Annotated in this window: 26 protein-coding genes and 1 riboswitch; of the genes, 8 read left to right on the forward strand and 18 right to left on the reverse strand. The window is 74.1% G+C overall.

From position 1 onward, the window contains the following. Positions 1-7: 7 nt before the first annotated feature. Positions 8-1,165 (reverse strand): ROK family transcriptional regulator, encoded by a 1,158-nt coding sequence (locus AB0N63_RS26660; RefSeq protein ID WP_365532389.1) that lies wholly within the window; start codon positions 1,163-1,165, stop codon positions 8-10. 252 nt (positions 1,166-1,417) lie between these two features. Between AB0N63_RS26660 and AB0N63_RS26665 the strand changes: the two genes are divergently transcribed. Further along, the gene (locus tag AB0N63_RS26665) at positions 1,418-1,861 is read left to right on the forward strand and encodes a hypothetical protein (RefSeq protein ID WP_365532392.1); all 444 of its coding nucleotides are present in this window, start codon (positions 1,418-1,420) and stop codon (positions 1,859-1,861) included. Positions 1,862-1,940: 79 nt separating this feature from the next. Here the strand turns inward: AB0N63_RS26665 and mug are convergent, their stop codons facing one another. The 9 genes from mug to AB0N63_RS26710 all read right to left on the reverse strand — a co-directional run bounded on the left by mug (position 1,941) and on the right by AB0N63_RS26710 (position 12,712). Continuing rightward, positions 1,941-2,471: a G/U mismatch-specific DNA glycosylase gene (mug, locus tag AB0N63_RS26670; RefSeq protein ID WP_365532395.1), complete on the reverse strand. Its 531-nt coding sequence runs from the start codon at positions 2,469-2,471 to the stop codon at positions 1,941-1,943. Positions 2,472-2,515: 44 nt separating this feature from the next. Continuing rightward, complete coding sequence (gene purB, locus AB0N63_RS26675; RefSeq protein ID WP_365532398.1) at positions 2,516-3,958, reverse strand: adenylosuccinate lyase; 1,443 nt, start codon at positions 3,956-3,958, stop codon at positions 2,516-2,518. 151 nt (positions 3,959-4,109) lie between these two features. Continuing rightward, positions 4,110-4,916, reverse strand: a complete 807-nt coding sequence (locus tag AB0N63_RS26680) for an SGNH/GDSL hydrolase family protein (RefSeq protein WP_365532401.1) — start codon at positions 4,914-4,916, stop codon at positions 4,110-4,112. 188 nt (positions 4,917-5,104) lie between these two features. Next, complete coding sequence (locus AB0N63_RS26685) at positions 5,105-6,118, reverse strand: hemolysin family protein (RefSeq protein WP_365532404.1); 1,014 nt, start codon at positions 6,116-6,118, stop codon at positions 5,105-5,107. Further along, positions 6,115-7,533, reverse strand: a complete 1,419-nt coding sequence (locus AB0N63_RS26690) for a hemolysin family protein (RefSeq protein WP_365532407.1) — start codon at positions 7,531-7,533, stop codon at positions 6,115-6,117. The genes AB0N63_RS26685 and AB0N63_RS26690 overlap by 4 nt, the downstream gene beginning before the upstream one ends. 258 nt (positions 7,534-7,791) lie before the next feature. After that, on the reverse strand, positions 7,792-8,226 hold the full coding sequence (locus tag AB0N63_RS26695) for a GNAT family N-acetyltransferase (RefSeq protein ID WP_365532410.1): 435 nt from the start codon (positions 8,224-8,226) through the stop codon (positions 7,792-7,794). A gap of 85 nt (positions 8,227-8,311) precedes the next feature. Continuing rightward, entirely contained in the window at positions 8,312-9,196 is an 885-nt protein-coding gene (locus tag AB0N63_RS26700) for an LLM class F420-dependent oxidoreductase (RefSeq protein WP_365532413.1), read from the reverse strand. Between the two features lie 46 nt (positions 9,197-9,242). Then, the gene (locus AB0N63_RS26705) at positions 9,243-11,810 is read right to left on the reverse strand and encodes an ABC transporter permease (protein ID WP_365532416.1); all 2,568 of its coding nucleotides are present in this window, start codon (positions 11,808-11,810) and stop codon (positions 9,243-9,245) included. A gap of 5 nt (positions 11,811-11,815) precedes the next feature. Then, positions 11,816-12,712 (reverse strand): ABC transporter ATP-binding protein, encoded by an 897-nt coding sequence (locus AB0N63_RS26710; RefSeq protein ID WP_365532419.1) that lies wholly within the window; start codon positions 12,710-12,712, stop codon positions 11,816-11,818. 191 nt (positions 12,713-12,903) lie between these two features. Here AB0N63_RS26710 and AB0N63_RS26715 point away from each other — a divergent pair, with 191 nt between their 5' ends. Together AB0N63_RS26715 and AB0N63_RS26720 are read left to right on the forward strand one after the other, a co-directional pair. Then, positions 12,904-13,155, forward strand: coding sequence for an antitoxin (locus AB0N63_RS26715; RefSeq protein ID WP_365532421.1), 252 nt, complete (start codon positions 12,904-12,906; stop codon positions 13,153-13,155). A gap of 4 nt (positions 13,156-13,159) precedes the next feature. Next, entirely contained in the window at positions 13,160-13,534 is a 375-nt protein-coding gene (locus AB0N63_RS26720; protein ID WP_027757976.1) for a hypothetical protein, read from the forward strand. A 172-nt stretch (positions 13,535-13,706) separates the two neighbouring features. Here the strand turns inward: AB0N63_RS26720 and AB0N63_RS26725 are convergent, their stop codons facing one another. The 4 genes from AB0N63_RS26725 to bioB form a co-directional block, all read right to left on the reverse strand. Then, the gene (locus AB0N63_RS26725) at positions 13,707-14,417 is read right to left on the reverse strand and encodes a class I SAM-dependent methyltransferase (protein ID WP_365532424.1); all 711 of its coding nucleotides are present in this window, start codon (positions 14,415-14,417) and stop codon (positions 13,707-13,709) included. 88 nt (positions 14,418-14,505) lie between these two features. Beyond that, on the reverse strand, positions 14,506-15,234 hold the full coding sequence (gene bioD / locus AB0N63_RS26730; RefSeq protein WP_365532426.1) for a dethiobiotin synthase: 729 nt from the start codon (positions 15,232-15,234) through the stop codon (positions 14,506-14,508). 1 nt (position 15,235) lies between these two features. Next, on the reverse strand, positions 15,236-16,534 hold the full coding sequence (locus tag AB0N63_RS26735; RefSeq protein ID WP_365532428.1) for an adenosylmethionine--8-amino-7-oxononanoate transaminase: 1,299 nt from the start codon (positions 16,532-16,534) through the stop codon (positions 15,236-15,238). Continuing rightward, positions 16,527-17,786: a biotin synthase BioB gene (bioB, locus tag AB0N63_RS26740; protein ID WP_365532430.1), complete on the reverse strand. Its 1,260-nt coding sequence runs from the start codon at positions 17,784-17,786 to the stop codon at positions 16,527-16,529. The genes AB0N63_RS26735 and bioB overlap by 8 nt, the downstream gene beginning before the upstream one ends. A gap of 148 nt (positions 17,787-17,934) precedes the next feature. Here bioB and AB0N63_RS26745 point away from each other — a divergent pair, with 148 nt between their 5' ends. Further along, positions 17,935-19,062, forward strand: coding sequence for an 8-amino-7-oxononanoate synthase (locus AB0N63_RS26745; RefSeq protein ID WP_365532432.1), 1,128 nt, complete (start codon positions 17,935-17,937; stop codon positions 19,060-19,062). Between the two features lie 41 nt (positions 19,063-19,103). Here AB0N63_RS26745 and AB0N63_RS26750 read toward each other — a convergent pair whose 3' ends face one another. After that, complete coding sequence (locus tag AB0N63_RS26750) at positions 19,104-19,334, reverse strand: DUF397 domain-containing protein (RefSeq protein WP_365532434.1); 231 nt, start codon at positions 19,332-19,334, stop codon at positions 19,104-19,106. A 27-nt stretch (positions 19,335-19,361) separates the two neighbouring features. Next, positions 19,362-20,222, reverse strand: a complete 861-nt coding sequence (locus AB0N63_RS26755) for a helix-turn-helix transcriptional regulator (RefSeq protein ID WP_365532436.1) — start codon at positions 20,220-20,222, stop codon at positions 19,362-19,364. A 270-nt stretch (positions 20,223-20,492) separates the two neighbouring features. On the opposite strand from AB0N63_RS26755, the gene AB0N63_RS26760 reads away from it, so the two are divergent. Then, on the forward strand, positions 20,493-20,939 hold the full coding sequence (locus AB0N63_RS26760; RefSeq protein ID WP_365532438.1) for an ATP-binding protein: 447 nt from the start codon (positions 20,493-20,495) through the stop codon (positions 20,937-20,939). An 856-nt stretch (positions 20,940-21,795) separates the two neighbouring features. On the opposite strand, the gene AB0N63_RS26765 is transcribed toward AB0N63_RS26760, so the two are convergent. After that, a complete protein-coding gene (locus tag AB0N63_RS26765; RefSeq protein WP_365532440.1) occupies positions 21,796-22,269 on the reverse strand; it encodes a C40 family peptidase in 474 nt (157 codons plus the stop codon). Positions 22,270-22,272: 3 nt separating this feature from the next. After that, positions 22,273-22,486, reverse strand: a riboswitch (cyclic di-AMP (ydaO/yuaA leader). 404 nt (positions 22,487-22,890) lie between these two features. Further along, entirely contained in the window at positions 22,891-23,238 is a 348-nt protein-coding gene (locus tag AB0N63_RS26770; RefSeq protein WP_365532443.1) for a hypothetical protein, read from the reverse strand. 327 nt (positions 23,239-23,565) lie between these two features. Here AB0N63_RS26770 and AB0N63_RS26775 point away from each other — a divergent pair, with 327 nt between their 5' ends. The 3 genes from AB0N63_RS26775 (at position 23,566) to AB0N63_RS26785 (ending at position 24,900) form a co-directional block, all read left to right on the forward strand. Then, the gene (locus AB0N63_RS26775; RefSeq protein ID WP_365532445.1) at positions 23,566-23,925 is read left to right on the forward strand and encodes an ANTAR domain-containing protein; all 360 of its coding nucleotides are present in this window, start codon (positions 23,566-23,568) and stop codon (positions 23,923-23,925) included. 65 nt (positions 23,926-23,990) lie between these two features. Beyond that, positions 23,991-24,257: a type II toxin-antitoxin system Phd/YefM family antitoxin gene (locus AB0N63_RS26780; RefSeq protein ID WP_365532447.1), complete on the forward strand. Its 267-nt coding sequence runs from the start codon at positions 23,991-23,993 to the stop codon at positions 24,255-24,257. A 340-nt stretch (positions 24,258-24,597) separates the two neighbouring features. Further along, complete coding sequence (locus AB0N63_RS26785) at positions 24,598-24,900, forward strand: urease subunit gamma (protein WP_009187411.1); 303 nt, start codon at positions 24,598-24,600, stop codon at positions 24,898-24,900. Positions 24,901-24,906: the final 6 nt, after the last annotated feature.

Consider the following 24,906-nt stretch of genomic DNA (forward strand, 5'->3'; position numbering starts at 1 on the left):
CCGGCTCTCAGCGGCGGGCCGTGACCGTGCCCTCCACCGCGAAGAGCTGCTCCTCCACGTGGTCGAGGGCCAGCCGCACGGCGCCCGTCGCGACGACCGCCTCGCCCAGCAGCGAGAGGGTCACCTGAGGAGGCCGCAGACAGTAGCGGGCCAGCTCGCGGCGCAGCGGCTCCAGCACCCCGTCCAGACCGGCCGCCCAGCCGCCGATGACCACCAGCTCCGGGTCGAGCGCCAGCACCAGCGCCGCCACGTCGTGCACGAGCCGCTGGATGAAGCGGTCCACGGCAGCCGTGGCCCGTTGATCACCCTGACGGGCCAGCGCGAAGACCTTCGCCACCGCCTGCTCGTCCAGCGGGTGCAGCGGCTCGTCCGTGGTGGACAGCAGCGTCTCCGGAGTCTCCTCCCGGCCCAGCAGGTGCAGCGCGCCGATCTCGCCCGCCGCCCCGCCGTACCCCCGGTGCAGCCGGCCGCCGATCAGCGAACCCGCGCCCGGACTCAGCCCGGCCAGCACGAACACCACGTCGTCGGACTCGGTCGCGGCACCTTTCCAGTGCTCGGCGACCGCCGCCGCGTTGGCGTCGTTCTCCACCAGGACCGGGCACTTGAAGGACCGGCCCAGCCGCTCGCCCAGGTCCAGACCGGTCCACCCGGGCAGCGCTGTGCCCAGCCGCACGGTGCCGCCCGCGTCCACGATGCCCGGGGTGCCGACGCCGACGGCGCGCAGCGAGCCGCGCGGCACCCCGGCCCGGCGCAGCAGCTCGGCGACCGCGGTGCGCAGCCGCTCCAGCCGCTCGTCCGCGTCGGCCGTCTCGGCCACTTCCTTGGCCTGTGCGCCGACCACCCGGCCGTCCAGATCGGCCAGCAGCGCGGCGACCCGGTGCGCGCCGATCTCCAGACCGAGCAGATGACCGGCCTCGGCGCGGAAGCGGAACCGCCGCGCGGGCCGCCCCTGACGCCGGGTGGCTCCCTCCTCGGCCGCCGTCTCCATGACGAGGCCCGCCCCGATCAGATCGTCCACGACGCCCTCGACCGTGGGCCGCGACAGCCCGGTCGCCCGGGTGATCTCGGTGAGCGTCGCACAGTCCGTGGCGCGCAGCGCGTGCAGCACCACCGCGGAATTGATCCTCCGCAGCAGCGAGGGATCCCCGCCGGTCAGCCGCCCCAACGTCCGTCCTCCCAGCTCGTGCGCGTGTGGGGCGGATGCTACTCGGCACGGGCCGGGGCGGCGAGCGCCGGGGGACCGGCGGGGCGTACGCCGGCCCCGAGGGCTGTACGGCGTCGTCGCACCCCCGGTGCGCCCGAGGCCCGCGGCCGTCCCGCGCGGGCCGGGCCGGAAGCCCCGCCCGTACCGCGCGAGGGCCCTGCCCGGACTCTGACGCACCGCCAATTGTCAGTGGTCGCCGCTTTACTGGAAGCCATGGACATCGCCAAGGCGCTCGCCGAGATCGACCGGCTGTGCTCGGGGCCGTTCCCCGCCGAGCACACCTGGACGGACACCGGCCCGGCCGGTCCCGGTCACCGGACGGCCGCGCTGGCGACCAGCGACGACTTCTGGGAGGACGACGGCAGCCGGCGGGAGGAGGCGGCCGACCAGTACGCGTGCTACCGCGACGGGCTGGCGGAGCGCCTGGCCGAACGCTGGGGGCCGCCCCAGGAGTTCAGCCTGTACAGCGTGTGCGCCCGGACCATGGAGGGGGAGGGGGTGCCGGAGCCGTGGGGTTCCCTCAGCGGGCATGTGCCGGACGTCCAGCTGTGGCGGGCGCCCGGGACCGGCCGGTGGATAGCCCTGGGCGTCTCCCAGCACGACAAGGAGCTGCCGTTCCAGCTGCTCGCGGTCGCCACCGACGTGGACCCGCCGTGACCGCCCCTCGACCGGTCACGGCCGGCCGGTCGTCCAGCCGTCCAGCGGTCCCGTGCCGAGCCGCGCTGCCGCCGGGCCGTCACTCGCCCCGGCGCGCGGCGGGCACTCCGGGGCCGCCCTCGGCGGCCGCCCGCAGCCGGGCGAACTCCTGCGCCATCGTCTCGGTCGTCCAGTGCGCGTTCAGCCCGCTCGGGTTGGGCAGCACCCACACGCGCGTGTCGCCGATCACCCGATCCTGCGGCCCCACCTGGGCCTTGCGGTCGTCGAAGGCGGCCCGGTACGCCGTGACGCCGACGACCGCCAGCCAGCGGGGCCGCAGCCGCGCCACCTTCAGCGCCAGCAGCCGGCCGCCTTCCCGGTACTCCTCGCGGGTCAGCTCGTCGGCGCGCGCCGAGGCCCGGGCCACGACGTTGGTGATGCCGAGCCCGTACGACAGCAACTCGCCCTGCTCGGCGGGCTTCAGCAGCCGTGGGGTGAAGCCCGACCGGTGCAGCACCGGCCAGAACCGGTTGCCGGGCCGGGCGAAGTGGTGGCCCGTCGCGGCCGTCATCAGACCGGGGTTGATCCCGCAGAACAGCACCCTGAGGCCGTCCGCGACCAGGTCCGGCACCAGCCGGTCGCGGGCGGCCTCCAGTTGGGCCGGGGTGAAGCGGGTCAGAGGATCGCCCCCGGCGCGTAGGCCGCGGCCTCCGGGCGCTGCTTGACGATCTCCTCGATCCGGCCGACGACCACGCCGACCTGGTCGGCGGCGGCGCCGGTGAAGGACAGCTTGTCCGCCATCAGCGCGTCCAGCCGCGCGCGGTCCAGCGGCAGGCGCTCGTCGGCGGCGAGCTTGTCGAGCAGGTCGTTGCGCTCGGCGCCCTGCTCCCGCATCGCGAGCGCGGTGGCCACGGCGTTCTCCTTGATCGCCTCGTGGGCCACCTCGCGGCCGACACCGGCCCGCACCGCGCCCATGAGTACCTTGGTCGTCGCCAGGAACGGCAGGTAGCGGTCCAGCTCCCGGGCGATCACCGCGGGGAAGGCGCCGAACTCGTCGAGCACCGTCAGGAAGGTCTCCAGCAGACCGTCCAGCGCGAAGAACGCGTCCGGCAGCGCGACCCGGCGCACCACCGAGCAGGACACGTCGCCCTCGTTCCACTGGTCGCCCGCCAGCTCGCCCGTCATCGAGGCGTAGCCGCGCAGGATCACCATGAGGCCGTTGACGCGCTCGCAGGAGCGGGTGTTCATCTTGTGCGGCATCGCCGAGGAGCCCACCTGGCCCGGCTTGAAGCCCTCGGTGACCAGCTCGTGCCCGGCCATCAGCCGGATCGTCTTGGCCAGCGAGGAGGGCGCCGCCGCCAGCTGCACCAGCGCGGTGACGACCTCGTAGTCCAGGGAGCGCGGGTAGACCTGGCCGACCGAGGTGAAGGCCTGCGAGAAGCCGAGGTGGTGGGCGACGCGCCCCTCCAGCTCGGCCAGCTTCGCCGCGTCGCCGCCGAGCAGGTCCAGCATGTCCTGCGCGGTGCCGACCGGGCCCTTGACGCCGCGCAGCGGGTAGCGGCCGAGCAGTTCCTCGACGCGGCCGTAGGCCACCAGCAGCTCGTCGGCGGCGGTGGCGAAACGCTTGCCCAGGGTGGTGGCCTGCGCGGCCACGTTGTGGGAGCGGCCGGCCATGACCAGCTCGCCGTACTCCGCCGCCAGCCTCGCCAGCCGGGCCAGCACCGCCACCGTACGGTCGCGCACCAGCTCGAGCGAGAGCCGGATCTGCAGCTGCTCGACGTTCTCCGTCAGGTCGCGGGAGGTCATGCCCTTGTGGACCTGCTCGTGCCCGGCGAGGTCGTTGAACTCCTCGATACGGGCCTTGACGTCGTGCCGCGTGACCTTCTCGCGCTCGGCGATCGAGGCCAGGTCGACCTGGTCCAGGACGCGCTCGTAGTCGGCGATCGCCGCATCCGGCACCTCGATGCCGAGGTCCTTCTGGGCGCGCAGCACGGCGAGCCAGAGCTGCCGCTCCAGCCTCACCTTCTGCTCGGGCGACCAGAGCGTGGCGAGCTCGGTGGAGGCGTAGCGTCCGGCGAGGACGTTGGGGATACGGGGCTTGGCGGGCGCAGAAGTCACGTGACCAGAGTCTACTGGCGATTCGTGCAGGCCAGCGCCACGGGGGTGTTCGTCGGAACCTACGAGGGACCCGCCCGCCGGGCCGGTCCCGGCGGGCGCCGCCGACCCGGCCGGCCTCAGGCGCGGGGGAGACGCGGGCGCCGCCTCGCGGTCACGCCGGCTCCGCGTCGGCCGCCGGACGCGCCAGGTCCTCGTAGGGCACCAGCTCGGGCCGCTTGGCCGGACGGCCGTCGCCCGAGGAGCGGCCGGTCAGGCGGCGGCCTATCCAGGGCAGCAGGTGCCGGCGGGCGAAGCTGACGTCGGCGGCCCGGCGGCTGACCCAGCCCGGCTGCGCGGTCGCGGGCGGCGGGGTCCGCCACTCGGGGTCCTCCGGCTCGTACCCGAGCGCCTGCCACACCGCCTCGGCGACCCGGCGGTGCCCCTCGGCCGTCAGGTGCAGCCGGTCCACGTCCCACAGGCGCGGGTCCGCCAGCGACGGCGCGCCGTACAGGTCAACGACGACCGCCCCGTGCTTGCTCGCGAGGTCGTCCACGCAGGCGAACAGCTCCTCCATGCGCGGCCGGAACCGCTCCAGGACGGGCCCCTGCCGGCCGGGGCTGCGCATCAGCACCAGCCGCTCGCACGACGGAGCCAGCCGCTCCGCCGCCTCCGTCAGCAGCCCGCGCACCCTGCCCATGTCGCACTTGGGCCGCAGGGTGTCGTTGAGCCCGCCCACGAGCGTGATCACATCGGCCTTCATGGCCGCCGCCACCTCGACCTGCTCGTCGACGATCTGCCCGATGAGCTTGCCGCGCACGGCGAGGTTGGCGTACCGGAAACCGGGCGTGCGGGCGGCCATCCGCCCGGCCAGGACATCGGCCCAGCCCCGGTAGGTGCCGTCGGGGAGCAGGTCCGACATGCCCTCGGTGAAGGAGTCGCCGACCGCGACCAGGCTGCTGTATGTGGGATTCGTCTGCATGGCGTGAGCGATGGTAACCCGCCGCGCGGACCGCATACCAAGCGGTCGGTCCACCGGCGCCGGGCCGCTGATCCGGCCGGTCCCCGCCACCGGACCCGCAAGGCCTGGCCGGCTCCCCCAGTCGCCGAACCCGCAGGGCCCGGCACCCGACCGTCCGGCCCCCGCGCGCCAAAACCGCCCGCGGCCCCTCAGACCCGCTGCCCGAACAGTTCCCGCAGCACGTCCTCCATGGTGACCAGGCCCGCCAGCCGTCCGTCCGCGCCCAGTACGGCCGCCAGATGCGTACGGCTGCCGCGCATCGCCGTGAGCACGTCGTCCAGCGGAGTGCCCTCGCGGACCCGGGCGATGGGCCGCATGTCCCGCAGCCGGAACGGCTCGGTGCGCGGCGAGGCGTCCAGCGCGTCCTTCACGTGCAGATAGCCGACGATCCGGCGGCCTTCGTCCACCACCGGGAAGCGGGAGAAGCCGGACTCGGCCGACAGCCGCTCCAGCTGTTCCGGGGTGACCCCGAGCCGGGCGTAGACGACCCGCTCCAGCGGGAGCACCACGTCGCGCACCGGCCGGCTGCCCAGCTCCAGCGCGTCGTGCAGCCGCTCCTGCGCCCGGTCGTCGATCAGCCCGGCCTCGCTGGCGTCCTTCACGATCTCCGCCAGCTCCGCGTCGGTGAAGGTCGCCGAGACCTCGTCCTTGGCCTCCACCCGCAACAGCCTGAGCAGGCCGTTGGCGAACGCGTTCACCGTGAAGATCACCGGGCGCAGGGCCCGGGACAGCGCGACCAGCGGCGGCCCGAGCAGCAGCGCGCTGCGCACCGGCTCCGCCAGGGCGATGTTCTTGGGCACCATCTCGCCGAGCAGCATGTGCAGATACGTCGCCAGGGCCAGCGCGATCACGAACGACACCGCGTGCCCCGCACCCGAGGGCACGCCCACCGCGTGGAAGACCGGCTCCAGCAGATGGGCGATCGCGGGCTCGGCGACCACGCCGAGGACCAGCGTGCACAGCGTGATGCCGAGCTGCGCCGCCGCCAGCAGCGCGGACACGTGCTCCAGGCCCCACAGCACGCTCTTCGCGCGCCGGTCGCCCTCCTCGGCGTAGGGCTCCACCTGGCTGCGGCGCACCGAGATCAGCGCGAACTCGGCGCCCACGAAGAAGGCGTTGACGACCAGGGTCGCCAGACCGATCAGGATCTGTACGGCGGTCACCGGTCGGCCCTCTTTCCGTCGCTCACGTGTTCGTCAGGGGCGGGGGACTCCCCGCGGGCCGCGATCCGGCGCCTGCCGCGCCGCGTGGGGACCTCCGCGACGGGGGCGTCGTCCAGCGGTGCGTGCAGCAGCACGCGCGCGGCGCGGCGGCCGCCCGCGTCCACCACCTCCAGCCGCCATCCGGCGACCTCCAGGACGTCGCCCGTCGCCGGTATCCGGCCCAGCTCGGCGGCGACCAGCCCGGCGAGCGTCTCGTACGGGCCGTCCGGGACCTTCAGGCCGACGCGCGTCAGCTGGTCCACGCGCGCGGAACCGTCGGCCGAGTACAGGGCACGCCCCTCCGCGTCCGCCCCGGCCGGGGCCAGATCGGGCGTCTCGTGCGGATCGTGCTCGTCGCGCACCTCGCCGACGACCTCCTCGACGATGTCCTCCAGGGTCGCCACGCCCGCCGTGCCGCCGTACTCGTCGATGACGACGGCCATCGTGCGCCGGCCGGAGAGACGGTCCAGCAGCCGGTCCACGGTCAGCGACTCGGGCACGAGCAGCGGCTCGCGCATGATCTCCGAGACGCGCAGGTGCAGCCGCCGTTCGGCGGGCACCGCCAGCACGTCCTTGACGTGGGCCGTCCCCACCACGGAGTCGAGGCTGTCGCGGTAGACGGGGAACCGGGACAGCCCGGTCGCCCGGGTCGCGTTCGCCACGTCCTCGCAGGTCGCCTGGGCGTCCAGGGCCACCACCTGCACCCGCGGCGTCATCACGTTCTCCGCGGTCAGGTCGGCGAGGTTGAGGGTCCGTACGAACAGTTCGGCGGTGTCCGCCTCCAGGGCGCCCGCCTTGGCGGAGTGCCGGGCCAGCGCCGCCAGCTCCTGGGGGCCGCGCGCGGAGGCCAGCTCCTCGGCGGGCTCCACCCCGAGCCGGCGCACCACGCGGTTGGCCGTGTTGTTCAGATGGGTGATGAAGGGGCGGAACGCCGCGCTGAACCAGCGCTGTGGAGTGGCCACCCGCCGGGCGATCGCCAGCGGTGAGGAGATCGCCCAGTTCTTGGGCACCAACTCGCCGACGACCATCAGGAACACCGTGGACAGGGCGGTGCCGAGCACCAGCGCCAGTGAGGACGCGGCGGACCGGGACATGCCGAGCGCCTGGAGCGGGCCGGAGATCAGCTTGGAGATCGAGGGCTCGGCGAGCATGCCGACCACCAGGTTGGTGACGGTGATGCCGAGCTGCGCGCCGGAGAGCTGGAACGTCAGGTTCCGTACGGCCTTCAGAGCGCTGGAGGCGCCGCGCTCTCCGCGCTGCGCTGCGCGCTCCAGGGCGCCGCGCTCGACCGTGGTCAGGGAGAACTCGGCCGCGACGAAGGCGCCGCAGGCCAGGGAGAGCAGCACCGCCACGAGCAGGAGGAGCACTTCGGTCATCGGGTCACCCCCCTCCCATGGTCGGTCAGGACAAGGGGGATCGCGCGACGGTGGTCGCCGGGAGGCTCGCCCATGGGCGGACGCTCACAACCTTTCATGGAGGACCGAGTGCTCCGTCAAGGGTAAAGGATCGGCAAAGGAACCTGGCGAGTCGGTCCCTGCGCACCCCCGGGAGGTACCCGAAGCGCGCCGGGGGCGCCGGACAGGCGGGAGAAGGGGCCCCGGCACCCGTGGTGCTGTGACGCCCGTGTCGCCGGGTCAGTCCACCGGGGCCGTGAGCGGCTTCACCCAGCGCCGCCAGTGTTCCTCGGGCGCGTATCCGGCGGCCCGCCAGGCGTGGTGCGCCCGCTCGTTGCCGGTGAGCACCATCGCGTCGCCGCGCCGCCCGCCGAGCCGTGTGAACCGCTCCTCGGCGGCGGCCAGCAGCGCCGTGCCGATGCCCTGCCGGCGGCGTCCGGGGTGCACCGCCAGCCGGTACAGATGGCAGCGCCAGCCGTCGAAGCCCGCGATGACCGTGCCGACGAGTTCGCCGGTGTGCTCCGCCAGCAGCAGGGCGTCGGGGTCGCGGGCCACCAGCCGCGCCACCCCCTCCCGGTCGTCGCTGATGCTGGCGCCCTCCGCGGCCGTCCGCCAGAAGGCGAGCACGGCGTCGACGTCGTCGGCGGTCGCGGGGCGTATGCGCAAGCCCGTCATGCGGGAATCCCACCACGCGGGCCCGGGCCCGGAACGAGGATTCCGGCATCCGGACACCCTGGGGCGCCACCGTGCGCCGCCGCCCTCACTCCCCGCGCAGCGCCTCCATCACCGGGGCGAACGCCTCCATGTCCGGCTCCAGGACGGTGAGGTAGGAGAAGCCGAACCGCTCGCGCCGGGCCCGCACCCGCGCGACGATCTCCTCCAGCGTGCCGACGAGCACGATGGGCAGGGCCAGCGCCTGCTCCAAAGTCAACTGCGGCTGCCGCTCCAGCAGCGGCGCCAGTGCGCCGGCCGGGTCGTCGGTGACGGCGACGGTCTGGATCAGCAGGTTCAGCTCGGCCGGCTCGGTGCGTCCCGCCGCGTACGTCCGGTACCGGGCCACCCGCTCCGCCAGCTCGTCGGCCGTCAGCGGGGCGAGTCCCGTGGGGCTCCCGGCCGCCGGGCGGGCCCCGGTGAAGGCGGCGATGTCCGCGTGCTCGGCCGTCAGTCGCAGCATCCGGTCGCCGTTGGCGCCGATCAGCACCGGGACCCGCGGCTGCACCGGCCGCGGCCGGTGCTCGGGGGAGCCCAGCAGCCGCTCCAGTTCCACCACCGTGGCCCGCAGGTGGTCCACGCGTTCGGCCGGCGAGCCGAACGGCAGCCCCGCGCTCTCGTGCTCCTCCCGTACGTACCCGGTGCCGAGCCCCAGTTCCAGGCGGCCGTCGGTGAGCGCGTCCGTCGTCGCCACCTCGCGGGCCAGCAGCGCGGGGTTGTGGAAGCCGGCGTTGAGCACGAACGTGCCGAGCCGGGGCCGCTCGGTGGCCTGTGCCGCCGCCACCAGCGCGGGGAACGGCGCGACCCAGCCGAGATGGTCGGGCACGAGGATCACGTCGTAGCCGAGGTCCTCGGCCCGGCGGCACTTGGCGCGCCACTCGGCGGCGGGACCGGGATGCAGCAGATTGACCCCGAAGCGGAACGGTCGCGGCATGAACTCTCCCCGTAGCAGTACCAGTTGAAGACCTACCGCGATTCCATCACTCGTGCGCGATCGCCGCCAGCACGTTCATGCGCGACGCGCGCAACGCGGGCAGCAGGGCCGCCACCACCCCCACGGCCACCGACCCGGCCACCACCGCGACGACCGTGCCCCAGGGGATCGCCAGCGCCGTCATGCCCTGAAGGGCGAGCACCCGCTGGACGCACACGCCCCACACCAGTCCCAGCGCCAGCCCGAGGAGCGCGCCGAACACCGCGATGACCACCGACTCCAGCCGGATCATCCGGCGCAGTTGCCGGCGGGACAGCCCGATCGCGCGCACCAGGCCGATCTCCCGGGTCCGCTCCACCACCGACAGGGCGAGCGTGTTCACCACGCCGAGCACCGCGATGACGATGGCCAGCGCGAGCAGCGCGTAGACGAGTCGGAGCAGCACCGCGATCTGGTCGTGCACCAGCTTCTTGTAGTCGGCCTGGTCGCGCACCTGCACGTTCGGATAGGGGGCGAGGGCCTTCTCCAGCCGGGTGCGCAACGGGCCGGCGCCGGTGCCGGGGGCCGCGTTCACGTACAGCGCGGCGTCCAGGCTGCCGGGCGCGTACCGGTCGAGCGTGCCGATGCCGAGCAGCAGCCCGCCCTTGAACCCGAACCCCTCGGCCTGCTCCTGGTCGGTCAGCGCGGCCACCGTCAGCCCGGCCCGGCGGCCGCCCTGGAACTCGGCGGGCAGCACGTTGCCCATGCGGACGCCGTGCTGCGCGGCGAAGCCCGCGTCCATGGCCAGGTGTCCGTCGGCCAGCGCCGCCGCCGTGTCCCCGGCCGCGTACTTCAGGTGAGCGACCGCGTCCAGCCGGGAGTCGTAGCCGGAGGCGGCCGTCTCGACCCGCTTGCCGTCCGGCAGCCGGAGCGCGATCGCCGCCAGCCGCTGCCGTACGACCACGCCCGCGCCCGCGGTGGCGCGCACCCGGTCCGTGATCTCCGGCGAGAAGGGGATGTAGGTGCGGTTCTGCACGATGTAGTCCGCGCCGAGCGTCTGGTCGATGCGGCGGTCCACCGACCGGGTGATGGAGGCGCCGGCCACCGACATCCCGCCGACCAGGGCCAGGCCCACCATCAGTGCCGCCGCCGTCGCCCCGGTCCGGCGCGGGTTGCGCAGGGCGTTGCGCCGGCTCATCCGGCCGACGGAGCCGAACAACGCCGGGAAGGCCCCGCCCAGCACCCCGATCAGCGGGCGCACCAGCAGCGGCCCGGCGACCACGGTCGCGACCAGGGTGAGGACGACACCGGCCCCCAGCAGCGCCACGGCGGTCGCGGTCCGGCCGGCGACGGCGCAGCCCGCGAGCGCGCCCGCGCCGACGGCGCCGACGACGGCGCCCGCCACCGCCCGCGCCCGGAGCGGCCGTCCCGCGACGGCGGCCTCGGTGTCCGCCAGAGCCGCCATCGGGGAGACGGCCGCCGCACGCCGGGCCGGGAGCCAGGCGGCCAGGAAGGTGACCCCGATTCCGACGGCGTACGCCGCGGCGGGCGTGACCCAGCCGATGACCATCCCCGCCGTCCCCAGCCGCACCCCGAAGGCGCCCACGAGGCGCATCAAGCCGGCCGCGAGCCCGATCCCGGCCGCCAGACCGGCCGTGGAACCGGCCAGGCCTAGCAGCAGCGCCTCGGTGAGCACCGACCGGCGCACCTGCTCGCGGTCGGCGCCCAGGGCGCGCAGCAGCCCCAGCTCACGGGTGCGCTGGGCGATCAGCATCGAGAAGGTGTTGACGATCAGGAAGACGCCGACCAGCACCGCGATCCCGGCGAAGCCGAGCATCACGTACTTGATGACCTTCAGGAACCCGCCCAGGTTCGCGGCGGCCGACTTGGCCTGCTCGGCGGCGGTCCGCACGTCGTACGCCCCGGCGCCCACCGCGGCGGCGACGCGCCGCTTCAGCTCGGTGTCCGTGACGCCGCCGGCCGCGTCGACGGAGACGGCGGTCGCGCGGGCGGTGGAGCCGAGGAGCCTGCGCTGCGCCGTCGGCGTGTCGAGGAGGACCAGGGCCGATCCCGGATTGGTGGTGGTGAAGGCGGCGACGCCGGAGACGCGGACCCGGAACGTGCCCGTCGGCGCCTGCACCGCCAGCACGTCGCCGATCCGGACGTGGTGGCGCCCGGCGGTGTCCGCGTCCAGCACCGCCTCGCCGTCGCCGCGCGGGGCGTGCCCGGAGGTCAGCCGCACCCCGCTGCGGCCGGTGGCCTGCCAGTTGCGGGCGATGGTGGGGGCGCCGGTGGTCGGGCCGACGGGTTCGTCGCGGTCGTCGACGACCACCACGTTCTCGACGGTCGCTTCCACATGGGCGGCCGCGACGCCGGGCACCTTCGCCAGCCGGGCGGCGAGCGAGGCGGGCAGGGTCCGTACGGCACCGGTCCGCACCGGCGAGGCGAGGTCCTGCCTCGGGGCGACCGTCACATCGGCGGCGGTGGAGGCGAAGAGGCGGTCGAAGGTGCGGGTGACGGTGTCGGAGAAGATCAGACTGCCCGCGACGAAGGCCACCGACAGCACGACGGCCAGGGCCGAGAGCAGCAGCCGTCCCCTGTGCGCGAGGAAGCTCCGCAGGGTCGCCCTGAGCATGCGGGTCAGGCCTCCTCTACGGCGACGCCGCCCTCGCGGTCTTCGGCGACGCTGCCGCTCTCACGGCCCGCCGGGCCGGACGCCCCGGCGCCGCCCGTGGCGAACAGGCGCATGCGTTCGAGCACCGCCTCCGCCGTCGGGTGGGTCATCCGGTCCACGATCCGGCCGTCCGCGAGGAAGAGCACCGCATCGGAGCGGGCCGCGGCGTTCGGGTCGTGGGTGACCATGACGACCGTCTGGCCGAGGCGGTCGACGGCGTCCCGCAGGAAGCCGAGCACCTCCGCACCGGCCCGCGAGTCCAGGTTCCCGGTCGGCTCGTCGGCGAAGACCAGCTCGGGCCGCGAGGCGAGCGCCCGCGCGCAGGCCACGCGCTGCTGCTGGCCGCCGGAGAGCTGGGCCGGCCGGTGCTTCAGCCGGTTCCTCAGCCCCAGCGTGCCGATCACCTCGTCCAGCCACTCCCGGTCGGGGGCGCGTCCGGCGATGTCCATCGGCAGGGTGATGTTCTCCAGCGCGTCGAGCGTGGGGATCAGATTGAACGACTGGAACATGAAGCCGATCCGGTCCCGGCGCAGCCGGGTCAGCTCATGGTCCTTCAGGCCCGTGATCTCGGTGCCGCCGAGCCACACCTGACCGGCCGAGACGGTGTCCAGCCCCGCCAGGCAGTGCATCAGGGTGGACTTCCCGGAGCCCGAGGGGCCCATGACCGCGGTGAACCGGCCGCGCGCGATGTCCACGTCCACCGAGTCCAGGGCCAGTACGGCCGTCTCGCCCGACCCGTACGCCTTGGTCAGCCCGCGGGCGCGGGCCGCGGGTCCGCCGGGTCGTGCCCGGTCCGGTGCCGCGGCGCGTGTGGACACGGCGGCCTCCTCGGTGCTTCCGTGACCCTGGACGTCCTGGCTCATGACTCCTTTGTCCCCCATCGAGCGTAAGGTCAGCGCCCGCGCGCCCGGTATCCCCCGTTGGGCCGAGCCTCCGCCGCGCCGCGGGCCGGGCCGCCGGACGGCGCGGGGGCGCTCGGCCCGCCCGGTCGGTGCTCCCGGTGCGCGAGGCGTGCGCCTTGCCCGTGCTAGCGGTCCGGCGCTAGCGTCGAGGTATGGCGAAGACCCAGTTGAACGTGAGAGTGGACGAGGGCACCGCCCGTGCCGCCCGGGAACGCGCGCTGGCCCGCGGCATGAGCGTCAACCGCTACATCGAGGAGCTGGTCCGCCAGGACACGGGAGAGGTCGGCCACACCTTCGTGGAGGCCGCGGCCGACTTCATGAAGAGTTACGAGAGCGTGTTCGCGGAGGAGTTCGGAGCGGACCGCGAAGGGCGCCGCGTCCGCCGGATCGAAGGCCGTCACTGATCCCTTGAGCGATCTCAGCATCGACCTCGCCTGGCTGCTCATGCTCGCGGAGCGGATGACCCCCGGGGACCCGCAGGTCACCGACTGGGGCGCCCTCGTCGCCGCGGTGGCGCGGCACCGGGCCGAGATCTTCGACGTCCCCGTCTACGACACCCCGCACGCCCGGGCCGCCGCGCTGCTCCAGCTCCTCGTGCACGTGCCCGCGCTGGAGCGGTCCAACGCCCTGTTCGCCTCCGCGGTCGCCTACGCCTATCTGGTCGCCAGCGGGCTGAAGGTCGTCACCTCGCCCGAACAGGTGCGCGATCTAGCCCGGCTGGTCAAGAGCGGCGAGGCGTCGGTGGACGACATCGCCCGCGAACTGCGCCAGTGGAGCCTGTGACCGGGCCGGAGCGCCGGGGCGTTCAGCGGACGCCGGAAGCCGGGCGGTGCGGCCGAGCGCCGGGCGGCTCCGCGGGCCGCCGAAAGCGCGAGGTGTTCCGCGGACCGGCCGGAATCCGGGAGGTTCGGCGCTTCGCCCCGGCGCCCGGCGGTCCGAGCGTCCGGCCGCCTGATCAGCGTCCGGTGACCCCGATCGGTTCGTCCTCCGCCGGCGGCCGCCAGGCCGTGCCGAGCGAGCAGTACGACGCCGGCAGGACCGGCCCCGTCCCAGGCATCAGCACCCGCCGGTAGGGCCCGAGCGCGAACCCGGCGTCGCGCAGGGCGGCGACGGGGTCCCGGGACAGACGGCAGCCGCCGGTCAACAGCGGCCACACCGTGCGGTCCAGGACACGCTGGGTGAGGACCATCGCAGGGCCTCCGCCCCTGCCGTGCTCGAAGAACCGCACCTGGCCACCCGGCCGCAGCACGCGCCGCACCTCGGCGAGGGCCCGCGGCAGATCGCGCACGCTGCACAGCACCAGCGACAGCACCACGCCGTCGAAGGCCTCGCTCTTGACCGGCAGCGCTTCCGCGCAGCCCGGCACCACATCGACCGGCACCTCGGCGCGCAGCGCCGCCGCCACCGCCTTGTGGCGCAGCAGCCGCTCGGGCTCGACCGCGACGACCTCCGAGACGGCGCCGGGGTAGTGCGCGAAGTTCAGCCCGTTGCCGGCGCCGATCTCGATCACCCGGCCGGACAGTCCGGCCAGCAGCCGCTCCCGTATGCCCGCCATGCCCATCCGGTTCTCCGCCGCCACGCTGAACCGGTCGTAGCAACGCGCGAACAGGGGATGGCGGACGGGGTCCCGTGTCACCTTGCCGGAGCCGGTGGACCGTAGCGGCATGGCTGCCTCCCGGGACAGGACGGGCCTACGGGGAAGTCTCCCCGCGCACGGCCCGGCCACACGCGCGCACCCCCGGTAAGGCGTCCGGTCACGCGTACGGCGGCGGAGCCTCCCGCACGGTGAACGCCGCCGCGTCCCACCGGCCGTTCAGCCGCGGCGCCAGCCAGCCGGGGGCGGCCGCCCGGAAGGCGCCGGGCGCCAGGCCCCCGGCTCCCTCGGGCAGCGCGCCCAGCAGCGGAGCGCCGGCCACCTGCGGCAGGTCGGCGACGTTGCAGCGGTCGGCGAGACCGGGCTCCGCGGGCCAGCTGCCGATCACCACACCGAGCAGGTCCAGCTCGCGCGAGCGCAGCTCACGGGCGGTCAGCTCGGTGACGTTCAGGGTGCCGAGACCGGCGGAGGCGACCACCAGGACCGGCGCCCGCAGCAACTGCGCCGCGTCCGCGAGGGTCCCGCCGGCGGCGTCGAACCGTACGAGCAGGCCGCCCGCGCCCTCCACCAGCACCAGGTCGTGCTCGGTGGCCAGCTTGGCCGCGGCCTCGGCCACCTCCTGCGGGCGCACCGGCGGCCGCCCGGCCCGCAGCGCGGCCGTGCCGGGCGCCAACGGCTCCGGATAGCGGGCGACTTCGGCCCAGACCACGGCGCCGGCCAGCCGCTCCACCTCCGCACCGTCCCCGCGCTCGTGCGGGCCCACGCCCGTCTGCGCGGCCTTCAGCACGGCCACCGACCGGCCGGCCGCGACGGCCGCCGCCGCGACGGCGGCCGTGGCGACGGTCTTGCCGACCTCCGTGCCCGTGCCCGTGATCACCAGTACCGGCATCTCATCCCTCCCGCGCCGCCGCGCACACCGCGCGCGCGATCCGTGCCACGTCCACGTCTCCCGTGACGTACGGCGGCATCGTGTACACCAGGTCCCGGAACGGCCGCAGCCACACGCCCTCGCGCACGGCGGCCCGGGTCGCCGCCGCCATGTGCACCGGATGGTCGAGCTGGACCACGCCGATCGCGCCGAGGACCCGTACGTCCCGGACCCCCGGCAGCTCCGCCGCCGGGGCCAGACCCTCGCGCAGGCCCGCCTCGATCCGCTTGACCTCCGTACGCCAGTCCTGCCCGAGCAGCAGTTCGATCGAGGCGCACGCCACGGCCGCCGCCAGCGGGTTGCCCATGAACGTCGGACCGTGCGCCAGCACCGGCACCTCGCCGCGCGAGATCCCGTCGGCCACCCGCGCGGTGCACAGCGTCGCCGCCATCGTCAGATAACCGCCGGTCAGCGCCTTGCCCACGCACATCACGTCCGGGGTCACCGCCGCGTGCTCCGCCGCGAACAGCGCGCCGGTGCGGCCGAACCCGGTCGCGATCTCGTCGAACACCAGCAGTACGTCGTGCGCGTCGCACGCCTCGCGCAGCACCCGCAGATACGCGGGGGAGTGGAACCGCATCCCGCCCGCGCCCTGCACCACCGGTTCGACGATCACGGCGGCCAGTTCGTCCGCGTGCCGTTCGACCAGCTCGCGCAGGTGGGCGGCGTACGCCTCCACGTACCCGGCCGGCGGGGCTTCCGCGAAGACCTGGCGCGGCAGCACCCCGGCCCACAGCTCGTGCATCCCGCCCTCGGGGTCGCACACGGACATCGGCTGCCAGGTGTCCCCGTGGTAGCCGCCCCGCCAGGTCAGCAGCCGCCGCTTGGCCGGGCGGCCGAGCGAACGCCAGTACTGGAGGCACATCTTGACGGCGACCTCGACCGACACCGAGCCGGAGTCGGCGAGGAAGACGTGTTCGAGACCGTCGGGCGACATGTCGACAAGGAGCTTCGCCAGGCGGACGGCGGGCTCATGGGTGAGCCCGCCGAACATCACATGGCTCATCCGCTCCAACTGCTCGCGGACCGCCTCGTTGAGCACCGGGTGGTTGTAGCCGTGGATCGCGGCCCACCAGGAGGACATGCCGTCGACCAGTTCGCCCGAACCGTCCGCGAGCCGCAGCCGCACCCCGCTCGCCGACTCCACGACGAGCGGTTCCTGCCGGCCGGGCATCGGACCGTACGGATGCCACACGTGCCGCCGGTCCAGGTCGAGCAGCCCGGCCGTGCCCGGACCGTACGGACCGGAGCCCTCAGGCATTGGGCGCGAGGTCCGTGCCGGCGCCCCGGCGGCGGACCGCCACCAGGTCCGTGCGGGGCTCGTTGGCCTTCGGCTCGGCGGCGGTGGCGGGGACCGAACCGCACACCCCGCCGCCCCCGTGTGACCCGCACCCGGCGTCGGCGTGGGCACCGCAGCCCCCGCCCTCGTGCGAGCCGCACCCGGCCGCGCCTTCCGGCGCACCGCCGTCGGCCGCTGCCGTGTGCGAGCCGCAGCCGCCGCCCGCCGTCGCCCGGTGCTGAGGCAGGGTCACCTGGTCGGCGCCCTCCACCTCGAACCCGGCGTCCGCGATCATCTCCAGGTCCGCCTTGCCGGCCTGGCCCTCGCTGGTCAGGTAGTCGCCCAGGAAGATGGAGTTGGCCAGGTGCAGCGCCAGCGGCTGCATCGAGCGCAGATGCACCTCGCGGCCGCCCGCGATCCGCACCTCCACGTCCGGACAGACGAACCGGACCATCGCGAGGATCCGCAGGCAGCGCTGCGGGGTCAGGTTCCACTCCTTGGCGAGCGGGGTTCCCTCGAACGGGATCAGGAAGTTCACCGGAACGGAGTCCGGGTCCAGCTCGCGCAGCGAGTAGACGACGTCCACCAGGTCCTCGTCGCTCTCGCCCATGCCGGCGATGAGGCCCGAGCAGGCCGACAGCCCGGCCGCGTGCGCCTTGTGCACCGTGTCCACCCGATCGGCGTACGTGTGGGTGGTGGTGATGTCGCCGTACGTCGACTCGGAGGTGTTCAGGTTGTGGTTGTAGGCGTCGGCGCCGGCCGCGCGCAGCCGCTCCGCCTGGCCGTCGGACAGCAGCCCGAGGCAGGCGCACACCTCGACGCCCTCGTTCTGCTCCTTGATGGTCTTGATGGTCTCCGAGACCCGGTCCACGTCCCGGTCCGTCGGACCCCGCCCGCTGGCCACCAGGCAGACGCGCTTGGCGCCGCCGGCCAGCCCCGCCGCCGCGGCCTCGGAGGCCTGGTCGGGCTTGAGCCAGCTGTACTTGAGGATGTCGGCCTTCGAGCCGAGCCGCTGGGAGCAGTAGGAGCAGTCCTCGGGGCACAGGCCGGACTTGAGGTTGACGAGATAGTTGAGTTTCACCCGTCGCCCGAACCAGTGGCGGCGCACCTTGCCGGCCGCCGCCACCACATCGAGCAGGTCGTCGTCGGAGGTGGCCAGCACGGCCAGAGCTTCCCCGCGGGTCGGCAGCTCGCGCCGAAGCCCCTTGTCCACCAGCGTGTTCAGCAGGTCCATGAAAGCCGATCCTGGCCTACCGGACGGCCCGCGGCCAAGGAGAGTCTGCACAACGGAGACGGATCGACGTGTGGGTATTGCCACACCGTAGGCGGCGAGCCGGGCCGCTAGGGTCTGTCCACTGCCTACAAAAGCACCCGGAGGAACCATGGCGTTCGGCTGGATCGACGAGCAGGCGGAAGCACGCCGCCGCGCCGGGCTGGTACGGACGCTGCGCCCCCGCCCCGCCGACTCGCCCCTGCTGGACCTCGCGAGCAACGACTACCTCGGCCTGGCCCGGCACTCCGAGGTGACCGAGGGCGCGGCACATGCGGCGCGTACCTGGGGTGGCGGCGCCACCGGCTCCCGTCTGGTCACCGGCACCACCGCACTCCACACCGAACTGGAGCGCGAACTCGCCGAGTTCTGCGGCTTCGAGGCGGCGCTCGTGTTCTCCTCCGGCTACGCCGCCAACCTCGCCGCCGTCACCGCGCTCGCCCCGCACGGCTCGCTGATCGTCTCCGACGCGGGCAACCACGCCTCCCTCATCGACGGCTGCCGACTGGCGCGCGCCACGACCCAGGTCGTCGCCCACGCGGACCCCGAGGCCGTGCGCAAGGCGCTCGGCACCCACGAGGGGGCGGCTGTCCTGGTCTCCGACACGGTCTTCTCGGTCGACGGCGACGCCGCCCCGCTGGCGCGGTTCGCGGAGGTCTGCCGGGAGCGGGGCGCGGGACTGGTGGTGGACGACGCCCACGGCCTGGGCGTCCTCGGCGCGGGCGGCCGCGGCGCGGCGCACGCGGCGGGACTCGCCGGCGCGGACGACGTGGTCGTGACGGCCACGCTCTCCAAGTCCCTCGGCAGCCAGGGCGGAGCCGTCCTCGGACCCGCCCGGGTGATCGAACACCTGGTCAACGCGGGCCGGACGTTCATCTTCGACACCGGGCTCGCCCCCGCGGCGGCGGGCGCGGCGCTGGCCGCGCTGCGGCTGCTGCGCCGCGAACCGGAGCGCGCGGAACGGGCCCGCGCGGTGGCGGCCGACCTGCACGCGCGCCTGACCACCGCGGGCCTTCAGGCGGTACGCCCGGACGCCGCGGTGGTCTCCGTGCGCGCGCCGTCCCCGGAGGCGGCCGTGCGATGGGCGGCCGACTGCCGTGCGGCGGGCCTGGCGGTGGGCTGCTTCCGCCCGCCGTCCGTGCCCGACGGCATCTCACGGCTCAGACTGACCGCCCGTGCGGACCTCTCCGGGGCGCAGATCGAACGCGCTGTGCGGGTGATCGGCGAAACGCGACCATGAGTCGGCGTGACACGGCCGTGCGTCGCCTCGGCGGAATGCGGTCAGAACCGGTGCGCCGCGGCCGTGAAGTCCGCCCAAGTGGCCGGGGAGAAGAGCAGTGCGGGCCCGGCGGGGGCCTTGGAGTCGCGCACGGCGAGCAGTCCGGCGCCCGGCCCCGAGGCCGGTCGGGCGGTCTCCACACAGTTGTTCGCTCCCGTGCTGTAGCTGCTGCGCAGCCACCGCACCCGGTGGAGATCGGCGCTGGAAGGTACGTGCCGCGGCGGAGCGGACATGATGCCTCCTTGTTCGGTCGCGCGCCGTCACATGGTCTGGCGCATCCCGGCGATGAAGTCCGACGAGTCCTCGGCCGACAGGGCGTGGAACCGAAGAGCGTCGAAGGCCTCGGTGTAGGCCTCTAGGTCTTCTTTCCGATCGAGATGGTGGCTACTCGTCAAGTGGTCGAGAACGACCACATCCAGATCAGTAGTGTGAGAAAAAGAGAAGATGACGAAGGGACCGGTGACGCCGATGTGGGCCCCGGCGGAGAACGGCAGTACCTGCAACCGCACCTGCGGGAGCCGCGCCGCCTCCTCCAGTCGCTCCAGCTGACGCGCCATCACCTCCGGGCCGCCCACCTCACGATGGAGTACGGCTTCGTCGAGCACCGCGTTCAGCTCCAGCGGCGGATCGGCCCGCAGGACGTGCTGGCGGCCGAGCCGGACCTCGACCAGCGCGTCCAGCCGCTCCTCGTCGAGGCCCTCCACGGCGGCCCGGGTCACCGCACGGGCGTACTCGGGAGTCTGGAGCAGTCCGGGCACGACCGTGGTCTCCAGGGTGCGCATCGCGGTCGCCTGCGACTCCAGGCTGATGAAGTCTCGGTAGGTGGGGGGCAGGACCCCGCGGTAGGCGTGCCACCAGCGGTGCCGGCCGTCGCCGTCCTCGGAGCCGGCCAGGGCCAGCAGCAGCCGCCGCAACTGCGTGTCATGGACGTCGTAGGCGTCCAGCAGCAGCCGCACGTCGGCCGGCTTCGTACCGCTGGTGCCGGTCTCGATCCGGCTCACCTTCGACTGGTGCCAGCCCACCAGCCGGGCCGCCTGCCCGCTGGTGAGACCCGCGCCGGTGCGCAGTGCGCGCAGTTCGGCGCCCAGCTTGCGGCGGCGCACCACGGGACCGTGCTGCATGGGCTCTCCTTCCTCCCTCCGGCTCCCCGCGACGGACCGCGCCGCGCCGGGCGGGACCGGTTCCCGCGGGTGCGAGGAGAGTCCTGCCGCATACGGTCGGCCGTCGCAGAGTTCACCGCTTCGAGCGACAGATATATGCATATCCCGGTGGATCGCCACCAGGACCCGCGTGGTGATGGCAGTCTGACGGCGAAGCACCAGTCCGGGACCGTACTCGAACCATCCGCTCCGTGTCGGACCACGGCCCCGTGGGAAAGGGACGACATCGCCATGGCAGACCTCCTGGAAGCATCCGTCACTCTGCCGAGCGATCCCGCCTCGGTCTCCGCCGCCCGCTCCTACGCGGTGGACACCCTGGCGGAATGGGGTCTGCCGGCGCGGACGGAGACCGCCGACACCGTACGGCTCATCGTCTCGGAGCTCGCCACCAACGCCGTCCAGCACACTCTCGGGCAGTCGCCCACCTTCACGGTCGACCTCGCTCTGGAGCGGGACGAGTTGCTGCGCATCGGGGTGACCGACAGCCACCCCCGGTTCCCGAAGCGGCTGCCGGCCGCCGTCCAGCAGGACAACGGCCGGGGCATGGTGATCATCCGGTGGCTCGCCGCGGAGTGCGGCGGCAGGTTGAGCGTGAGACCCACCCGCGAGGGCGGCAAGACGGTCTGCATCGAACTCCCGTGGACCCCACGGGACCACCGCCCGGCGACGGCGAGCTGAGCGGCGGCGGGAGCGGGGCGCGGCGTACGCCCCGAGCGACCGGGTCGTCCACGACCGCGAGGGCGGGCGTGCCGTGCATGGCCGGCGGGGCGGGTGCGCACGCCGGAAGGGCCCGCTGACCCGCGGCCGCGGTGGCCCGGACGGGCCGCGGCTGCCACGGCCTGCGGCCGTGAGCGCGTCGACCGGACGCCGGTGACCGTGCCGCCGGGTCGGCCCTGCGGCCCTGCGGCCGAGTCGGCTCGCAGCCGCGGTGGTGGACCGGCTTCCGGGTGTGGGACGCCGGGTCGGTTTCCGGCAGCGGCGGTCGCTCGGCTTCCGGTCGCGACCGTGGGACGGCTTGCGGACGGAGCACCACGAGTGGCCGGGCGGTCCGCGACGGTCGGCAGACGGCAGACGGCAGACGGCAGACGGCAGACGGCAGACGGCGGACGGCGGACGGCGGACGGCAGACGGCAGACGGCGGACGGCGGACGGCCGTGGCCGCCGATGGCCGTGACCATCCCGGCCGTAGCCGCCGTAGCGCCGTAGCGCCGTAGCCCCGGTGGCCGTGACGCCGGTCGGCGCACGGCCGGAGCGGACCCCGTACCCGGGTGCGGGTGCGGGTGCGGGCCGCCGGGCACGGGGCGGGCGCGGGCGGTGCGTGTCGGCCGGTGGGCGGTCCACGGCGGTGACCGCCGGCGGTCACCGGCCGCGTCGGCCGGTGGACCGCGTCGGACCGCGGCCCGCGGCCGACGCGCCGGTCGGCAAACCGCAGCGGGGGCCGGACCGGCCCGGAGCGGCAGGGCCCGGGGGCGCGGCGGCGAGCCGGCCCGGCGGCGGTGACGGGCGGTCACCCGGGCCGCCGCCCTCGGGCGGGTCAGCTGACCCGCCCGTACCACACGCTCTTCGTCCAGATCTTCTGCAGCCGCACCACGTCCCCGGTCTTCGGCGCGTGCCAGATCTTGCCCGCGCCGGCGTAGATGCCGACGTGGTAGACGTACGAGCCCGAGTGGAAGAACACCAGGTCGCCGGCGCGGCGGCTGCCCGCCGAGATGTGGCGGGTCTTGTTGTACTGCTGCTCGGCCGTGCGGGGCAGCTTCTTGCCGGCCCGCTTGAACGAGTACAGCGTGAGCCCGGAGCAGTCGAACCGCCGCGGTCCTGTGGCGCCCCACTGGTAGGGCGAGCCCTTCTTGGACGCGGCGATCTGGAGCGCCTTCGTCGCGAGAGTCGCGGCCGAGGCGTCGGAGGCGGCGCCGGGCACCACGATCGAACCGCCGACGGCGGCGATGGTCAGGGCCGAGGCCGTGCCGGCCCGGGCCATGAACGACGGGACACGATTGAGCGCAGTCATGCGCAACCCTTCGTCAGCCGCCTGTGAAGGATGACCTGTCGGATTCGGGCTGGCGAAGTTGCCCGGCCGCATCGCTGCGGCTTCACCCCAAGGGCTGCTCGACCCGGCCATGGCGTGACCGTTCCGGCGACCCGTCGTGCTCGGGTCCTCCACTCCTGCCGATCCACTCCCGTCGACCGGTCGTCCGTGCGGCGGCAGGACTCGGCGTCCGCCCGGACCGCCCCGCCGCTGTGGCGGGGGCTTGTCGTCAGACAGGGATCTTCACCTACGGATGTCCGAAAATCCCAACGCAACCGAGGATTTGTGTTGTTACTCACCACTCACCCGTTCGGGTGGACACTCGCGCGTTCGAACGACTGTGTCCTCCCGCGGCGAGGCCCGGACCAGCGGCGGAACGGCGTATTCCGCCATCCGTGCAGGCGAGTTGCGCAACCGCGGAGACGCCGAAACAGGGTGTGTATCTACGCCGAAAGGCGGTACGTCATTTGGTCCGTTTCGGGTCCCGCCCGCGGGTGTCGGCTCCGTCGGTGATGCGAGCGCACCGAGGGAGCGTCCGAGGCGCATCGGTGGGCACGGCGGGGGCACGCCTGCGGGCACGACGGCGGCACGTCTGTGGGTACGTCAACTCGGGTCCTGGGGCGGCAGGGTGACGCGGGCGGCCCGCCGCTCGCCGTCGAGCGCCCGCAGTGCTCGCGCCAGGGTGGCCGTGTGCAGCTCGGTCTCGCCACGCCGGTGCATCAGCGCGAGCGCGTCCCGCAGTTCGGCCGCCGCGCGGACGAGCGCCTGAGCGGCCCTCAGTCCGCTGTAGGTGTTTTCGTGCCGCCCCGGATTGATCCGGCCCAGCAGATCCACCGCGACGAGGTAACGGTCGATCAGCTCCGACTCGGCGCGGGTCAGCGCCGGCAGCGGCGGTTCCGAGGGCGGTCCGGCGGACGGCCCGGGCAGTCCGGGCGGGGCGGGCGGCGGCATCGGCGGCTCACCCCGCGACCGTGGCGGGAGCGGGCGTCCGGGGAGCAAGCGTCCGGGGAGCGGGCGTCCGGGGCGGGGGCGTCCGAACGGTTCCGCTCACGCGCTCCACGGCCTCCGGGGTGATGCGGCGGGCGGACGGTCGGTCCATGGCGCAGCCCTCCGTGCGACGGTCCTCGGCCCCCGCGCGGGGCGCGGGTGTCGAGAAGGTACAGGACGTACACAACCCGGCGGCACCCCTCGGCCGGTCGGCTTCCGGTCGTGCGCGTCGCCCTCCTGGAGCAAGCTGGAGATGGAACTCCGGCCGTTCGACGACCCAGGGGATCTGCAATGGTGTTCTTCGCGATGTCCAGGCGGCACCCCCTCCAGCTGCTGTCCACCACCGACCTGGTGCTGGAGCACGAACGGCTGCACGAGGAGATCGACCAGCTGCAGCGCGCCCTGACCTCGCACGCCGTCATCGACCAGGCCATCGGCGCCGTGGTGGCCTTCGGGCGGATCCCGCCCGACGACGCCTGGCGGGTCCTGCGCGAGGTCTCCCAGCACACCAACACGAAGGTGCGCACGGTCGCCGAGCACGTCCTGAAGTTCGCGCAGGGCGGGGCCCTGTCCGACACCGAGCTGGAGGAGCTGAGGCGGGCGCTCGACCGCTACTCGGCGCACTTCTCCACGGGCCGAGCGCAGTCCTGAGCGCCGCCCGGCCGCGCCGGTGGAGTTGACGTGTCCGTGCAGTGTCCGGTCCGTAAAGTGGGCACATGGCCTACGAGATTCCGGTGACGCGAGCCCGGGCCGAACTCGCCGACCTGGTCAACCGGGTGGTGTACGCCGGCGAGCGCGTCGTGGTGACCCGGCACGGCAAGCCGCTGGTCGCCCTGGTCTCCGCGGTCGATCTGCGCCGTCTGGAGGGGGGCGAGGAGCCCGCCGGACAGACGCTCGAAGTGGTCTGTGGCGCCGGGGACGCGCCGTCGGCGCACGCCCGACCGGGGAGCCTCGGTCTCGCGGCGGAACAGCGGACTCCGTAGAGCGGAACAACCGGCTCCGTAAGGTCGGCGGCTCCCTCCGGGGGGCAGTACGCGCCGCGCTGCCGTGCTCCCCGTGCGCCTCGTCCGGCGGCGGTGCCACGGACGGAGCAGCGCGGGCCGTCGGTATGCCGCGTCCCAGCTCCTGGTCATGGAACGTCCAAGGTCTGGTTAACGTCGTTGAAACTCCGACGAACTAGCCTGCCGATCCACGCCACCTGCGGTTTTTCCGTCCGGATTGTCGAAGATCGAGCGATCCGTCCGTGTGTTAGACCTGTCCCGTCGCGGTGGCTGCGGCAACCGGACCCCGCACGGTCCGGAGCGAGGACTGTGAGGTGGGCCCATGCAACTGACCCCGCACGAACAAGAGAGACTGCTCATCCATGTGGCGGCCGACGTGGCCGAGCGGCGCAGGGCCCGTGGACTGAAGCTGAACCACCCCGAGGCGATCGCCCTCATCACGTCGCACATCCTCGAGGGCGCCCGCGACGGCCGTACCGTCGCCGAGCTGATGGCCTCCGGGCGCAAGGTGCTGACCAGGGACGACGTCATGGAGGGCATCCCCGAGCTGATCCACGACGTCCAGGTGGAGGCCACCTTCCCGGACGGCACCAAGCTCGTCACCGTCCACGAGCCGATCGTCTGAGGGGGC

It is taken from the genome of Streptomyces sp. NPDC093260, assembly GCF_040683715.1.
Taxonomy (GTDB): domain Bacteria; phylum Actinomycetota; class Actinomycetes; order Streptomycetales; family Streptomycetaceae; genus Streptomyces; species Streptomyces sennicomposti.

Bases quoted from the DNA above. Each gene is read 5' to 3' on its own strand.
- AB0N63_RS26765 (WP_365532440.1), bottom strand. From the start codon at position 22,269: ATGACTGCGCTCAATCGTGTCCCGTCGTTCATGGCCCGGGCCGGCACG.
- AB0N63_RS26750 (WP_365532434.1), bottom strand. From the start codon at position 19,334: ATGTCCGCTCCGCCGCGGCACGTACCTTCCAGCGCCGATCTCCACCGG.
- AB0N63_RS26770 (WP_365532443.1), bottom strand. From the start codon at position 23,238: ATGCCGCCGCCCGCCCCGCCCGGACTGCCCGGGCCGTCCGCCGGACCG.
- bioD (WP_365532426.1), bottom strand. From the start codon at position 15,234: ATGCCGGTACTGGTGATCACGGGCACGGGCACGGAGGTCGGCAAGACC.
- AB0N63_RS26715 (WP_365532421.1), top strand. From the start codon at position 12,904: ATGGCGAAGACCCAGTTGAACGTGAGAGTGGACGAGGGCACCGCCCGT.
- AB0N63_RS26700 (WP_365532413.1), bottom strand. From the start codon at position 9,196: ATGCCGCGACCGTTCCGCTTCGGGGTCAATCTGCTGCATCCCGGTCCC.
- AB0N63_RS26665 (WP_365532392.1), top strand. From the start codon at position 1,418: ATGGACATCGCCAAGGCGCTCGCCGAGATCGACCGGCTGTGCTCGGGG.
- AB0N63_RS26695 (WP_365532410.1), bottom strand. From the start codon at position 8,226: ATGACGGGCTTGCGCATACGCCCCGCGACCGCCGACGACGTCGACGCC.
- bioB (WP_365532430.1), bottom strand. From the start codon at position 17,786: ATGGACCTGCTGAACACGCTGGTGGACAAGGGGCTTCGGCGCGAGCTG.
- AB0N63_RS26745 (WP_365532432.1), top strand. From the start codon at position 17,935: ATGGCGTTCGGCTGGATCGACGAGCAGGCGGAAGCACGCCGCCGCGCC.
- AB0N63_RS26780 (WP_365532447.1), top strand. From the start codon at position 23,991: ATGGCCTACGAGATTCCGGTGACGCGAGCCCGGGCCGAACTCGCCGAC.
- AB0N63_RS26690 (WP_365532407.1), bottom strand. From the start codon at position 7,533: ATGACCGAAGTGCTCCTCCTGCTCGTGGCGGTGCTGCTCTCCCTGGCC.
- AB0N63_RS26725 (WP_365532424.1), bottom strand. From the start codon at position 14,417: ATGCCGCTACGGTCCACCGGCTCCGGCAAGGTGACACGGGACCCCGTC.
- AB0N63_RS26755 (WP_365532436.1), bottom strand. From the start codon at position 20,222: ATGCAGCACGGTCCCGTGGTGCGCCGCCGCAAGCTGGGCGCCGAACTG.
- AB0N63_RS26710 (WP_365532419.1), bottom strand. From the start codon at position 12,712: ATGAGCCAGGACGTCCAGGGTCACGGAAGCACCGAGGAGGCCGCCGTG.
- AB0N63_RS26775 (WP_365532445.1), top strand. From the start codon at position 23,566: ATGGTGTTCTTCGCGATGTCCAGGCGGCACCCCCTCCAGCTGCTGTCC.
- AB0N63_RS26705 (WP_365532416.1), bottom strand. From the start codon at position 11,810: ATGCTCAGGGCGACCCTGCGGAGCTTCCTCGCGCACAGGGGACGGCTG.
- AB0N63_RS26760 (WP_365532438.1), top strand. From the start codon at position 20,493: ATGGCAGACCTCCTGGAAGCATCCGTCACTCTGCCGAGCGATCCCGCC.
- AB0N63_RS26785 (WP_009187411.1), top strand. From the start codon at position 24,598: ATGCAACTGACCCCGCACGAACAAGAGAGACTGCTCATCCATGTGGCG.
- AB0N63_RS26680 (WP_365532401.1), bottom strand. From the start codon at position 4,916: ATGCAGACGAATCCCACATACAGCAGCCTGGTCGCGGTCGGCGACTCC.
- AB0N63_RS26735 (WP_365532428.1), bottom strand. From the start codon at position 16,534: ATGCCTGAGGGCTCCGGTCCGTACGGTCCGGGCACGGCCGGGCTGCTC.